Source organism: Mesorhizobium sp. M0815 (assembly GCF_040319995.1).
GTDB lineage: Bacteria > Pseudomonadota > Alphaproteobacteria > Rhizobiales > Rhizobiaceae > Mesorhizobium.
Genome location: NZ_JAMYOU010000002.1, coordinates 63,555 through 77,393 on the forward strand (window position 1 = coordinate 63,555; position 13,839 = coordinate 77,393).

The following is a 13,839-nucleotide window of genomic DNA, read 5'->3' on the forward strand; positions in this document are numbered from 1 at the left end:
AAAGCTGTTCACAACACAACATGTTGCGGTGAACAAACCAAGAAACTTTGCCTATCGCTGATTCGTCGCCGATTCGTTCCGGCTTTGAGCGGAACGTTAACGGCGAGAGCCGAAAACACCCTCGAATGATTAAAGCGCATTAGGAAACATCAATAATTTCATAATGTTGGGCGAAGCAGATTGGCCGGCCACGATCATTCACCGGCAAAGGTTAACGGTGGTGCTCGTTTGAATGCCGCCTGCATGAATCGGGCCAGTTTCTGTGATTCAGCATGTGGTGAGACTCGCCGGCAGAAATCCCAGATGTAGCCGTGAACAAAACCTGAATCAGCGCGAGTCAGTGATTCGTCGCTGATTCGTTCCAGACTCGTTCCAACTGTTAATCGGGAACAGATTTCTGGCTTCGAACCGACCAATCAGCCTGCCCTCGGCACATTCCGCTTTCGCTTCGCGCCCGAAATCCCTATGTGTCGCCTGTCATACGCGGCCAATATGGGCGCGCTCCCGACAATGCGAGGCAGAGAGCCTTATTTCCAGGCCGATGAACATCCATCCGAAACACACTGAACCGCTGATCCTGTCGGGTCGAGACGTAACGGCCGTGCTCGGCCCGACCAATACCGGCAAGACCCATCTCGCCATCGAACGCATGGTGGCGCATGAGAGCGGCGTCATCGGCCTACCGCTCAGGCTGCTTGCCCGCGAGGTCTATACGCGCGTCTGCGAGAAGGTCGGCGCCCATAAGGTTGCGCTCATCACCGGCGAGGAAAAGATCCAGCCGGCGGGCGCGAAATACTCGGTCTGCACGGTGGAAGCGATGCCGCGCGAGACCGACGCCGCCTTCGTTGCCATCGACGAGGTCCAGCTCGCTGGCGATCTCGAACGCGGCCACATCTTCACCGATCGCATCCTGCATCTGCGCGGCCGCCAGGAGACGCTGCTGCTGGGTGCGGCCACCATGCACGGCATTCTGCAGCGCCTGCTGCGGGGCGTGTCGGTGGTGACCCGGCCACGGCTGTCGCATCTTGCCTATGCCGGCTCGAAGAAGCTGACCCGCCTGCCGCGGCGCACCGCGATCGTCGCCTTCTCGGCCGACGAGGTCTATGCCATCGCCGAGCTGATCCGCCGCCAGCAGGGCGGTGCCGCCGTCGTGCTCGGCGCGCTCAGCCCGCGCACCCGCAACGCCCAGGTGGCGCTGTTCCAGTCGGGCGATGTCGACTACCTCGTCGCCACCGACGCCATCGGCATGGGCCTCAACCTCGACCTCGACCACGTCGCTTTCGCCCAGAATCGCAAATTCGACGGCTACCAGTACCGCAACCTGACCGCGGCCGAGCTCGGCCAGATTGCCGGCCGTGCCGGCCGGCATCTGCGCGACGGCACCTTCGGCGTCACCGGCCAGGTCGATCCGCTGGATGAGGAATTGGTCAAGAAGATCGAGGCGCATGATTTCGATCCGGTGAAAGTGCTGCAGTGGCGTACCGCGCATTTCGATTTCGCCAACCTCGATGCGCTGAAGCGCTCGATCGAGACCAACGCCCCGGTCGAAGGCCTGACGCGCGCACTGCCGGCCGTGGACGCGCAGGCGCTCGAGCATCTGTCGCGCGACGAGGACATCCGGGCACTCACCACCGACGCCAGGCGGGTGGCGCTGCTGTGGGAAGCCTGCGCGCTGCCCGACTACAGGAAGATCGCGCCGGCCCAGCACGCCGACTTGATCGCCTCCATCTACATGGACCTTGCCAGGCACGGCCATGTCGACGAGAACTACATGGCCGAGCAGGTGCGCCGGGCCGACACCACTGAAGGCGATATCGACACGCTATCGCACAGGATTGCCCAGATCCGCACATGGACCTTCGTTTCCAACCGGCCCGGCTGGCTGGCCGATCGGGCACACTGGCAGGAAAAGACGCGCGAAATCGAAGACAGACTGTCGGATGCGCTGCATGAGCGGTTGACGAAACGTTTTGTAGACCGCAGGACTTCCGTCCTCATGCGGCGCCTTAGAGAAAACACGATGCCTGAAGCCGAAATCAGCCCAACCGGAACCGTCCTCGTCGAAGGCCATCACGTCGGCGAGTTGCAGGGTTTCCGCTTCACCGCCGACCAGAGCGCCGGCGGCGAGGACGCCAAGGCGGTGCGGGCGGCGGCGCAGAAGGCGCTTGCCGCCGAGTTCGAGGCGCGTGCCGAACGCTTCGGCGCCTCGGCCAATGGCGACATCGCGCTGGGTTCGGATGGCACGCTGCGCTGGATCGGCGCGCCGATCGGCACGCTGGTCGCTGGCGAAGACGCTTTGAAGCCGCGTCTCGTTCTGCTCGCCGACGAGCAACTCACCGGCCCGGCCCGCGACAAGGTTGCGGCGCGCGCCGAGCGCTTCGTCAATTTCCAGATCGAATCCCTGCTGAAGCCGCTGGTCGATCTCAAGAATGCCGAGCAGATCACCGGCATCGGCCGCGGCATCGCTTTCCAGCTCGTCGAGCATTTCGGCCTCATCAACCGTCGCGACATCGCCGACGAGATGAAGTCGCTCGACCAGGAGGGCCGCGCGGCGCTTCGCCGTCTCGGCGTGCGCTTCGGCGCCTACCATGTCTTCGTGCCGGCGCTGATCAAGCCGGCGCCGGCCGGGTTGATAACGATGCTGTGGGCGCTGAGAAACGACGGCAAGGACAAGCCCGGCTTCGGCGATGTCGTTCACGCACTGGCCTCCGGCCGCACCTCGGTGGTCATCGATCCAACCTTCGACAAGACCTTCTACAAGCTGGCGGGCTACCGCAATCTTGGCCGGCGTGCTGTACGCGTCGATATTCTCGAACGGCTGGCCGACCTGATCCGGCCGGCGACCAACTGGAAGCCGGGCCTCGGACCTCGCCCCGACGGCGCCTATGACGGTCAGTCCTTCATGGTGACGCCGCCGATGATGTCGATCCTCGGCGCCACCGCCGACGACATGGAAGAAATCCTGAAGGGGCTCGGCTATCGCGCCGATGCCAAGCCGGCGGCCGAGGTCAAGGCGCGGCTCGAAGCACAGGACAATGCCGCGCGTGAAGCGGCCGCTGCAAAGCAGGCGGCGGAAGAGGCAACGCGAGCCGAGCAGGCGAGGATGGCGGAAGCAGCTGCCGCGGCAGAGCCGCCGGCGGAGGTTTCGGCGGAGGCTTCGGAGCCTGTGTCGGATGCGGCTCCTGTTGCGGAGGCGGCCGAAGCCGTGACCGAAGCGGCGGCAGAGCCTGTCGCGGAAGACCAGCCGGAAGCTCCAGCCCCTGAAGCTGCGGCAGAAGTCACGCAAGAGACCCAGCCCGCCGCCGAGGCGACTGCTGAAGCGCCTGCGGAACCAGCGGCTGAGCCAAGGACGGAACTTGGGGCGGAAACTGAGGCTACGGCACCGGCAGAGCCGCCGGTTTCCGACACTATGGAAGCATCGCCGGCCGAACCTGCAGCAACGGCGGAAGCCGTCGCCGGCGAAGCTGCCCCAGAAGCCGAGGAGCCAAAACCTGTGCTGTTGTGGCGGCAGGGTCGTTTCGACCAGCGCCCGCGTCATCGCCAGCATGACAACCGCCCCCGGGACAATCATCGGGACAGTCGCCCGCGCAATGGTCAAGCTGCGCCGGACGGCCGCAGCGATGCGCCGGTAGATGCCGGCGGGCAACCGACGCCGGGCGACCGGCCCGCCCGTCAAGGGCGCCACGATCAGCGCGACGGCGCCGGCAAGCCACGCTTCGACCGCAGCAAGTTCAAGCCCAAGCCGCAAGGCGAGGCGGCAGAGCAGCGCGCCGGCAAGCCGCAAGGCGAACGCCTCGACCGGCGCGAAAACCGGCCCGACTGGAAGGCTGGACGGCAGGACGGCAAAGGCGGCGCCCAAGGCGCAAAGCCCGCCTTCCAGCCAAAGCCGCGTGAGGAACGCCCGGTCCGCTTCGATCCGGACTCGCCCTTCGCCAAGCTCGCCGCGTTGCGCGACCAGCTGAAGAAGTAAGCTGTTCGTCCGATGGTCACTGATGCCCGCCAGCGCATCGACAAGTGGCTGTTCTTCTCGCGCGCGGTAAAATCACGCACGCTGGCAGCCAAGCTGGTCGTCACCGGACGCGTCCGCATCAATCGCGACAAAGCAGCGCAGGCATCCGATACGGTCCGGCCGGGTGACGTTTTGACCATCACGCTCGAGCGGCGGATCTTCGTCTGGAAAGTCCTTGGCACCGGCGCACGGCGCGGCCCGGCCGAAGAAGCCCGCCTGCTTTACGAGGACATGTCGCCGCCCCCCGCGCCCAAGGGCGAGGCGCTTCCGGATGCGGTGCCGCCGTTGCGCGAGGCCGGCAGCGGTCGCCCGACGAAGAAGGAACGCCGCCAGACCGACCACCTGCTCGGCGACGATTGAGCAAGGTCGAACTTCCGCTTTGCCGGGCCTCTGGAATTCCATTCCGGAAACCCCGGCACCGCTGGCAAGGGCTGCCCTTGCCAGCGGCGGACAAAGGCGTTACCTCACCAAAAAAGCCCAACAAAATGGGACGTCCCGGAGCCGACCAATGACCTATGTCGTGACCGACAATTGCATAAAATGCAAATACATGGACTGCATCGAGGTCTGTCCGGTCGACTGTTTCTACGAAGGTGAGAACATGCTCGTCATCCACCCGGACGAGTGCATCGACTGCGGCGTCTGCGAACCGGAATGCCCGGCCGACGCGATCAAGCCCGACACCGAGTCGGGCCTCGACAAATGGCTGCAGATCAACACCGAATATGCCGATAAATGGCCCAACATCACCGCCAAGAAGGAGCCCCCGGCCGACGCCAAATCCTTCGACGGGGAAGCTGGCAAATTCGAGAAATATTTCTCCCCGGAGCCCGGCGAAGGCGATTAACGAGAGCGCTGATTGCGGCAGCCTGACGCGGCGTAACAGACGTGATACATTAACTGCCTTGACAGGCGGCGATGGCGCATGGCCTTCGCGCGTGCAGCAAAACCTTGATTCTTCCGACTTTTTGTGTTATATCAGCCCAACATGCCGGTGACACAACGTCGATTTATGGCGCAAACGCCCCAAATCACTGAAAGGTGAATTTCTCAATCCGGACCAGAGCGATCTGGGGCAGGCGGTCGCAATGTTGCGATTTGCCGGTCCTGGCCTTCCGGTGAGTTCATCGTTGTGTGGCTAAGGACCGGTCACCCCGGTCGCACGAGTTCGGGCCGGCACGATGCCGGTACCACAACAAGGAGTTCAGGGCGTAATGGCAACGATCACCCCGCAGAAGAAGTCCACCGCAGCGCGCCACGGTTTCAAGACCGGCGAGTACATCGTCTATCCGGCGCATGGTGTCGGCCAGATCGTCTCGATCGATGAGCAGGAAGTCGCGGGCCACAAGCTGGAACTGTTCGTCATCGACTTCCAGAAGGACAAGATGCGCCTGAAGGTGCCAGTCGCCAAGGCGACCTCGATCGGCATGCGCAAGCTGTCGGAAGAGGATTATGTCGAGCGCGCGCTGAAGGTCGTGCAGGGCCGGGCCCGCGTCAAGCGCACCATGTGGTCGCGCCGCGCCCAGGAATATGATGCCAAGATCAACTCCGGCGATCTGATCTCGATCTCGGAAGTGGTGCGCGACCTCTATCGCGCTGACAACCAGCCGGAGCAGTCCTATTCCGAGCGCCAGCTCTACGAGGCGGCCCTCGACCGCATGGCCCGCGAGATCGCGGCCGTCAACCGCATGTCGGAGACCGAAGCGGTGCGCCTTATCGAGGTGAACCTCAACAAGGGCCCGAAGCGCGGCGCCAAGGCCGACAACGAGGAAGCCGAGCAGGAAGAGGCCGCCTGAGCCTTTTCGCCTTCGAATTCAGAAAAGCCCGGCCTCGCGCCGGGTTTTTATTTTTGGGATCGGCGAATGCATATCTAACCTTCGACACCGCCCTCCCTTTCCGCCTCCTGCTTCAGCGTGGCGATGAACCGCTTGGTCCGCTGGCGCTCCGGGTTGCTGAACAGCACCGCGGCCGGCCCTTGTTCGACGATGTTGCCGGCATCGAGGAACACCACTTCCCGCGCGATCTTGGAGGCGAGCCTCAGATCATGCGTCGCCATCACCATGGTCGTGCCCTCGCTGGCGAGCTTGCCGAGCACGTCGACCACCTCTTGCGCCAGTTCCGGATCGAGTGCCGAGGTCGGTTCGTCGCAGAGCAGCACTTTCGGCGACGGCGCCAGCGCCCGGGCAATCGCCACGCGCTGCTGCTGGCCGCCTGACAGCGTCGCCGGCCAGGCGTCGGCCTTGTGCGCCATGCCGACCTTTTCGAGCAGGGCGAGCGCCCGTTCGCGCGCCCTTTCCTTGGGCCATTTAAGCACCGTCACCAGCCCCTCCATGATGTTCTCGATCGCGGTGCGATGCGGAAACAGCTGGAAATTCTGGAACACCATGCCGGTCTGCAGCCGCAGCCGCTGGATATCCCTGGTCGAGACCCTGCCGCCGGGGTGGAATTCGAGTGCATCGTCGCCGATCCGCACCGTGCCTGAAGTCGGCAGTTCGAGCAGGTTGATGCAGCGCAAAAGCGTACTTTTCCCGCCGCCCGATGGCCCGACAAGCGCGGTGACACTGCCTTCCTCGATAGTGACGGTCACACCCTTCAGCACCAAATTGTCGCCGAAACGCTTTTCGATGTTGGTGAGGCCGATCATGCACGCGCCTCCAGGAAGCCACCATAGCGGTTAAGCCGCGTTTCCAATCGGGCCTGCAAGGCCGACAGCACGGAGCTCATGACCAGGTACAGAGCCGCTGCCTCGACATAGAGGATCAGCGGCTCATAGGTGGTGGCGACAATGCGCTGCGCCGCCTGGAACATCTCGGGCACGGTAATGGCGGCGGCGAGCGATGTATCCTTGACCAGCGAGATGAAGGTGTTGGACAGCGGCGGCACGGCGACGCGCCCCGCCTGTGGAAGAATGGTGCGCCGCATTGCCTGGGCCCAGGTCATGCCGATGGAATAGGCCGCTTCCCACTGGCCCTTCGGCACCGAACCAATGACGGCGCGGATGATTTCCGACGAATATGCGCCGATGTTCAAGGTAAAGCCGATCAGTGCTGCCGGAAAGGCGTCGAGCAGGATGCCGACCGATGGCAGGCCGTAGAAGATAAGGAACAGTTGCACGAGAAGCGGCGTGCCGCGGAAGATCCAGACGTAGAACCGGACCACGGCGACCAGCGGTTTGGGACCGAACAGCCGGACAAGCGCCACGACCAGACCGAGGACAAGACCGAATGCAAACGACAGCAGCGTCAACGGCACGGTGAAGATCAGTGCAGCCCACAGCAGCGTAGGCAGGGATTCCAGCATCAATTGCAGCCAGTGCGGCACGAAGCCTCCTCCTTGCCAGATTGCCGTCGCTCATATCACGCGAAAGCGGCGGGCCGTCAAAGACAGCTCGCCGCGACATGAACGACGCGGGCCGGCATTCGGCCCACGCGAGAAAAGCCGTTTACTTCGAAACGTCCTGGCCGAAATAGGTATCGGCGATTTTCTGGTAGGTACCGTCGGCCTTGATGTCGGCCAGCGCCTTATTGATGGCGGCCACCAGTTCCGGATCGCCCTTGCGCACGATGACGCCGGAATAGTCGGCGTTTTCTTCCTGCGCGGCAATCTTCACATTGGCGTCGGGCTTGTGCTTCTTGAAGTCGAGGAAGGACAGGCTGTCGTTGATGGTGGCGTCGGCGCGGCCGGTGAGAAGAAGCTGGATCGACTGGTCGAAGCCGTCGGTGCCGACGAGCTCGGCGCCATTGGTTTCAGCCAGCTTGCCGAAATTCGAGGTCAGCGACTGCGCCGCCTTCTTGCCCTTGAGATCGGCGAAACCCTTGATGTCGGTGTTGTCGCCGCGCACGATCAGCACCGCCTTGGAGGCGATGTAAGGATCGGAGAAATCATATTTGGCCTTGCGCGCCTCGGTGATGCCGACCTCGTTGATGACGGCATCGTAGCGGTTGGCGTCGAGACCGGCGATCAGCCCGTCCCATTTGCCTTCGAGGAACTGGGCTTTGACGCCGAGGCGCTCGGCGATGGCCCGGGCGATCTCGACGTCGAAGCCGACCAGCGCGCCGGAAGCATCATGATAGGTGAAGGGCGCATAGGTTCCTTCCGTGCCGACCTTGAAGACGCCGGACTGCTTGATCTGGTCGAGATTGGCGCCGGCATGACCGGCGGCGATTGCCAGAACCTGCAGCGTTCCGGCGATAATGAGCGATTTGAGCCATTTCATTTTTCTGTGATCCCGTCCTTGGCCGATGTCCGGCGTCGTTGCGAGTGCCGGAAAATGACAGATGCGCGATGCCAAAATAAGAAACTAAATTTCAAAAATCTCGCGCCCTTGAAATCCCATTCTCAACCAACACCTCCCGGCGGCACCCGGCTGAGTCAAGGCCGATGGCGAATCGCCTGGAACAGCGCAATCGGCATGACAGTCCGGGGGAACATTCCCCCGCATCGCACGTTCTTGGCTGTTGTAGGGCGCGGCGCCGCCATTTCAACCATCGGCGCCAACTCACGATTCAGCGATCGCACCGCAACGCCTGAAGCAGGAGCGCGGCATGATGCAAGACAGTGCAGGACGGACCATGGTTCGCGCGGCGATGAAAGCCCCTTACCTGGAGCGCGACGAAGAGCATCTCCTGGCGCTGCGCTGGAAGGAGAACAATGACCAGCACGCGCTGCACCGCATCACCGTCGCCCATATGCGGCTGGTTATTTCCATGGCGTCGCGGTTCCGCCACTACGGCCTTCCCCTGGGCGACCTGATCCAGGAAGGCCATGTCGGGCTGCTGGAGGCCGCGGCCCGTTTCGAGCCCGAGCGCGAGGTGCGGTTCTCGACCTATGCGACATGGTGGATCCGCGCCTCGATGCAGGATTATATCCTGCGCAACTGGTCGATCGTGCGCGGCGGCACCAGCTCCGCGCAAAAGGCGCTGTTCTTCAACCTGCGGCGCCTGCGCGCCCGCCTGGCAAACGGCGCCGAGCAGACGTCGAATGCCACGCTTTACCGCGAAGTGTCGGCGGCTCTCGGCGTTTCCGAGGCCGATGTGGCGATGATGGATTCCCGCCTTTCGGCACCCGACAGCTCGCTCAACACGCCGCTTGCCGACGATGCGGGCGCAACCGAGCGGATGGAGTTCCTGGTTTCGGATGACCCGCTGCCCGACGAGGTCGTCGGCGACACGATCGATGTCGAACGCCGCTCTGTCTGGCTGAAGACGGCGCTCGGCGCGCTCAATGCGCGAGAACTCAGGATTATCGAGGAGCGCCGGCTGAGCGACGAGGGCGCGACGCTCGAAGCGCTCGGCGAGACGCTCGGCATCTCCAAGGAACGTGTCCGGCAGATCGAGGCGCGCGCCATGGAAAAGCTCAAGGCAGCTTTGGTGAAGCAGAACCCGGAATTTCTCGCAGCCTAACGTGCCACGTCCTGGCTGATTATTTCTTGCCCGCTGCCCGGTTGATGCTGTTTGACATATGTCAGGCCTACCGCCAGTGAAATCGAAAGCAGGCAGCAGACCACCACAAAGAACCTTGGAAACCTGCTGCGCTCCGCTTTAGCGACCAGCGTTTTCATCATGAAATTGAAGAAAGTGTACAAAACCGCCTCGTTGCATGGCGCGCAGCTTGCCACGGTATTCAGGCTCTGGCCCTTACACAAGCAGCGTCGCGATTACTTGTCGGTGACGATCTTGACCTTGTCGCCGGCCGAAACGGCGGCGCCCGGCGACAGCGCGTTGAGCACCCTGAACAAATCCAGCTTGCGGTCGACGCCGACCATCTGTGCGGCCAGGGAGCCCATTGTCTGGCCGGGCTGCACCGTGACGATGCGGATACGCAGCGGCTTCAACGCCGCCTTCTCGGCAGCACTCAGGATGCGGAACGAGCCGCTGACCGAGCGCGCCACCGTGCTCAGCGAGGTGCTGGCCGAAGGCGCCGCGGTCAGCAAGCGGTAGACCTGGCCGCCGGCGCGGATCACCGCAATATCGAATTGCCAGCCATCGGCGCCAGCATGCGCGGTTGCCGCTTCGTTGCCGTTGATCGTCTCCTGGCGCACGCTGCTGTCGTCGAGGCCGGCAACCCAGCCGCTGCGGATGTAGTCGGTCAACGAGCGGCCCTTGTCGATCGAAACGCCGTCGAAGCGGATGGCGATGTCGCCCGGGCCTGTCGCCGTCACCGCCGCTGCCGAATTGTCGATGATGAAGCCATTGGGCACCGAGAACGACACGCCGAGGCCAGGATGCAGGAAAGTTTCGCCGCGCACATAGCCTTCCTCCGGTGTATCGCCGTAAAGCAGCCCGTCTACGCCGGAAAGGAATGAATCGCGGTCGCGTGATCCGACACCGGGCGCGCCGAATTGGCGGGCGTGGCGCTGCGCGAGGTCGATACGTTGCGGCGTGTTGGGGTGCGTCGCCAGGAAGTCGAGGCTGGCGTCGGTGGCGCCGCTGATCGAGCGGAAATCGGTATAGGCCGACATCGATTGCAGGAAGCGGCCGGCGGCGTAGGGATCGAAACCGGCTTCGCCGATCGATTTGATGCCGATGGCGTCGGCCTCCAGCTCCTGATTGCGCGAGAACTGGGCCAGCCTCAGCTTGCCGCGGATCAGCGCCGCCTTGGCCGTCGGGTTGTCGCCGAGCACATCCGAAACGACCTTGGTCGCCAACCCCTCTTCGGCTTCCAGCTGCTGGCGCTGCAGGCCGTGATTGGCCGTAACGTGGCCCATCTCATGCGCAATGACGGCGGCAAGCTCGGCTGAATCGTTGGCCAAGGCCAGCAGGCCCCGGGTGATGTAGAGATAGCCGCCCGGCAGCGCGAAGGCATTGACGTTGGGCGAGTTGAGGATGGTGATGCGGTAGGTCTGGGTCGGGTTGGCCGACACTACGGTCAGTCTGCCGACGATCTTGGCCACCATGCGCTCGAGCTTGGGGTCGGAATATTCTCCGCCATAGGTGGCGAGGATGCGCGGGTGCTGCGCCTTCGCCAGTTGGGCGAGCTTGCCGTTGGCGGCGACATTGTCGACCGTGATCGGCTTGTCTGAGGGCTGAAAGCCTGATTCCTGCACGTCGGGAGGCGTGAACATCTGGCAGCTTGCCAGCGCCACGGCAAGACCGGCCAGCGCCAGAAAGCGCGCCAGCGGTTTCACCCTCCGATTGTCGATGCCGGTCGGCAGATCGGCTTCCTTTCAAGTCCTGGCACGTGACCGCGAAAATCGGGCGCGATTTCCGGAAAGCATCACGCGCAAAATCAAGTGCTACGGCGTCCTTCGTGCGTCCGACAGATACGAGGCAGCAAGGGCAAATCACGGTCTAAGCCGGACCAGCTCCTGGCGGACCTAGCCACACTACCTCGACCATGGCAAGCAAGCGCCGCTTCGCCTTCCGCCGGTTTGACCATAAATTATGTCCGCTTCCGGGCAACATCTCGTGATCCAGCCGCAAACGGACCCGAGCCGATATAGCGTCGGAATGCCTCCGGTCCAGCCCCGACGAAAAAATCGGCCGCAGTGCCCGTCGCGGCAACCGTGCCACCATCCAGGAAAACCATGTTTTGCCCGATACGGCGCGCATCGTCCGGCTGGTGCGTGACGAATAGCACCGTCATGCGCTGCTCCGAATGGACGTCGGCGACCAGGTCGAGCATGTCGTCGCGCAGTGCCGGTCCGAGCGAAGCGAACGGCTCGTCGAGCAACAACACCGGCCGGTCGCGCACCAGGACCCGAGCGAGCGCGACGCGCTGCCGCTCACCGCCGGAGAGTTCGCGCGGCAGCCGGCTTTCCTTGCCGGCAAGGCCGACGCGCTTCAGCGCTGCGGCGATTGCGGCGCGGTCAGCCTCGCTCAGCATGAGCGAAGGCGAGCGGCCGAGCCCGACATTCTGCTCGAGGGACAGATGGGCAAACAGGTTGTTTTCCTGGAACACCATCGATACCGGCCGCGCTGATGGCGGCGCAGTGCTGACGTCGGCGCCGCCGATGAGCACGCGGCCTGACCGCGGCGCTTCGAAACCGGCCACCAGATTGAGCAGCGTCGACTTTCCCGAACCGCTCGGCCCCATGATGGCGGTGATTTCCGACGCCGGGAAATCGACATCGAATATAAGCGGCGTTTCACCATAGCTGAACGAGACATTATCGAGCCGCACGGCCGCGCCTTTTTCGACCGAAATCGACCGTTCCGGGCTGATCGGCATCATGATTTCTCCCTCCTTCCCAGCCAGTTCGCGGTCAGCACAAGCGCCAGGCAGACAAGGCCGAGCAGCAGCGCCAGGCCGGCCGCATCCTCGGTGCGGTAGCTGCCCATGCGCGCCAGCAACAGATAGGGCAATGTCTGCACGGAATCGCTGCCGAACAGCGCAATGACGCCGAGATCACCGAGCGACAGCGCCATGGCGAAGGCGAAGCCGGTGGCGAGCGGCCGCCGCAGCGACGGCCAGTCGACCAGACGCAACCGGTTCCAGCCCGAGATGCCAAGCTGTGCACAGAGCCGTTCGTGGCGTTCGCTCGCCGCGTCATAGGCGGGGCGGATGGCGCGGATGGCGAACGGCATCGCCATCACCGCATTGACCACAACCACCATGACAGGGGCGATCGCAAAGACATCGCTGACGCTGCGCAGGAGCAGGAACCAGCCGGCACCGATGACGATGGGCGGCACCACCAGGACGAACCCCGCACCGGTGTCGGCCAGGTGTTCGAGCAGCGTCCGCCTGCCGGTCCGCCGGGTGAGCGCCAGCGCCCGGCGCGCCATAACCAGCGACAGCGACAACGCCAAGGAGAGCAGCGCCGATAGGAGGGAGAGCACGGCACTGGTCGCCGTCGCTTGCCGCACCGCGCTCTCGCCGGCCAGGCGGCCGAGATCGGCGCCAAGCCCGGCCGACAGCGTAGCCGCCATCGGTCCGGCGACAAACAGCAGTGCCAGCCCGATCACCAGTGCGTTCAGCACGGTCTCGGCCGCACCGGCTGAAAAATACCGGCGCGGGGCTACCGGCAGATTGGCGTCGCCGGTCATATTGGCGCCAAGCCGCGTTAGTGCCAGCACGACGACGAAGGTCAGGGCAATCTGCAACAAGGTCAGCGTCACCGCCCGCGCCGGGTCGAAGTCGAAACGCAGCGCCTGGTATATGGCAACCTCCAGCGTCGTCGCGCGCGGCCCGCCGCCGAGCGTAAGCACGATGGTGAAGGAGGTGATGCACAGCATGAAAACGAGCCCGGCAACGCCCGGCAGGGCCGCACGCAACGCCGGCCATTCGATCAGCCGGAAGGCCGGCGCAGCACCCATGCCAAGCTGGCTCGCCAGCCGCCATTGGTTAGCCGGCACCGTCTGCAACGCTTCCAGGAACAGTCGCGTTGCCAGCGGCAGGTTGAAAAAGACGTGGGCGACGAGAATACCCGATAGGCCATAGATGCCGGGCCAGTTCTGGCCGCCAATCGCACCGAGCAAGCCGGCGAAATACCCGGCGCGGCCATAGAGTGCCAAGACACCGAGTGCGGCAACAATGGCCGGCAGCGCCAGCGGCACGGCGAAAAGCTGCAGGACAAAGCCTCGCCCGAAAAACTGTGGATGCCGCGACAGCGCGCGCGCGACGAACAGCGCCGGTGCGACGGAGAGCAGGGTCGACAACAGAGCCTGCCAGAGCGTGAAGCGGGCAACACGGAGGAGATAAGAATCAAAGGCGGAGGCGGCGCCCGACAGGTCGCGCATGGCTTCGACGACGAGCCCGGCGAATGCCCCGCCGATCAGCAGCGCGATGGCGGCGAGCGCGACGATACCGGCAGCGACGCGGGAGTCAGGACGGCGAGCCTGCATTTCGCGCTACCCAGCTTAACGATGGGTGCTGAGAGGAGGAACTTG

12 protein-coding genes are annotated in these 13,839 nt (G+C 63.9%); 5 read left to right on the forward strand and 7 right to left on the reverse strand.

All coding sequences use genetic code 11. The features are described 5' to 3' along the window. Positions 1-541: 541 nt before the first annotated feature. From NKI01_RS02940 to NKI01_RS02955, 4 genes are all read left to right on the forward strand, one after another. The gene (locus NKI01_RS02940; RefSeq protein ID WP_352961813.1) at positions 542-3,970 is read left to right on the forward strand and encodes a helicase-related protein; all 3,429 of its coding nucleotides are present in this window, start codon (positions 542-544) and stop codon (positions 3,968-3,970) included. A gap of 12 nt (positions 3,971-3,982) precedes the next feature. Beyond that, entirely contained in the window at positions 3,983-4,369 is a 387-nt protein-coding gene (locus NKI01_RS02945; RefSeq protein ID WP_023721017.1) for an RNA-binding S4 domain-containing protein, read from the forward strand. A 148-nt stretch (positions 4,370-4,517) separates the two neighbouring features. Next, complete coding sequence (gene fdxA / locus NKI01_RS02950; protein ID WP_023721018.1) at positions 4,518-4,856, forward strand: ferredoxin FdxA; 339 nt, start codon at positions 4,518-4,520, stop codon at positions 4,854-4,856. 367 nt (positions 4,857-5,223) lie between these two features. Beyond that, on the forward strand, positions 5,224-5,805 hold the full coding sequence (locus NKI01_RS02955) for a CarD family transcriptional regulator (RefSeq protein WP_006327799.1): 582 nt from the start codon (positions 5,224-5,226) through the stop codon (positions 5,803-5,805). Positions 5,806-5,879: 74 nt separating this feature from the next. Here NKI01_RS02955 and NKI01_RS02960 read toward each other — a convergent pair whose 3' ends face one another. The 3 genes from NKI01_RS02960 to NKI01_RS02970 form a co-directional block, all read right to left on the reverse strand. Further along, a complete protein-coding gene (locus NKI01_RS02960; protein WP_352588268.1) occupies positions 5,880-6,653 on the reverse strand; it encodes an amino acid ABC transporter ATP-binding protein in 774 nt (257 codons plus the stop codon). Next, a complete protein-coding gene (locus NKI01_RS02965) occupies positions 6,650-7,330 on the reverse strand; it encodes an ABC transporter permease subunit (protein ID WP_023721020.1) in 681 nt (226 codons plus the stop codon). Before NKI01_RS02965 ends, NKI01_RS02960 begins: the two co-directional genes overlap by 4 nt. Positions 7,331-7,451: 121 nt before the next feature. Next, complete coding sequence (locus NKI01_RS02970) at positions 7,452-8,225, reverse strand: amino acid ABC transporter substrate-binding protein (RefSeq protein ID WP_023721021.1); 774 nt, start codon at positions 8,223-8,225, stop codon at positions 7,452-7,454. Between the two features lie 328 nt (positions 8,226-8,553). Here NKI01_RS02970 and NKI01_RS02975 point away from each other — a divergent pair, with 328 nt between their 5' ends. After that, a complete protein-coding gene (locus NKI01_RS02975) occupies positions 8,554-9,411 on the forward strand; it encodes an RNA polymerase factor sigma-32 (RefSeq protein ID WP_031194549.1) in 858 nt (285 codons plus the stop codon). Here NKI01_RS02975 and NKI01_RS02980 read toward each other — a convergent pair. From NKI01_RS02980 to thiP, 4 genes are all read right to left on the reverse strand, one after another. Further along, entirely contained in the window at positions 9,408-9,593 is a 186-nt protein-coding gene (locus tag NKI01_RS02980) for a hypothetical protein (protein ID WP_352640153.1), read from the reverse strand. The two genes, NKI01_RS02975 and NKI01_RS02980, sit on opposite strands and share 4 nt — an antisense overlap. 72 nt (positions 9,594-9,665) lie before the next feature. Then, positions 9,666-11,135, reverse strand: coding sequence for a M48 family metalloprotease (locus NKI01_RS02985; protein WP_023721023.1), 1,470 nt, complete (start codon positions 11,133-11,135; stop codon positions 9,666-9,668). A gap of 254 nt (positions 11,136-11,389) precedes the next feature. Beyond that, complete coding sequence (gene thiQ / locus NKI01_RS02990) at positions 11,390-12,181, reverse strand: thiamine ABC transporter ATP-binding protein (RefSeq protein WP_023721024.1); 792 nt, start codon at positions 12,179-12,181, stop codon at positions 11,390-11,392. After that, positions 12,178-13,794, reverse strand: coding sequence for a thiamine/thiamine pyrophosphate ABC transporter permease (gene thiP, locus NKI01_RS02995; RefSeq protein ID WP_352961815.1), 1,617 nt, complete (start codon positions 13,792-13,794; stop codon positions 12,178-12,180). The genes thiQ and thiP overlap by 4 nt, the downstream gene beginning before the upstream one ends. Positions 13,795-13,839 lie beyond the last annotated feature (45 nt).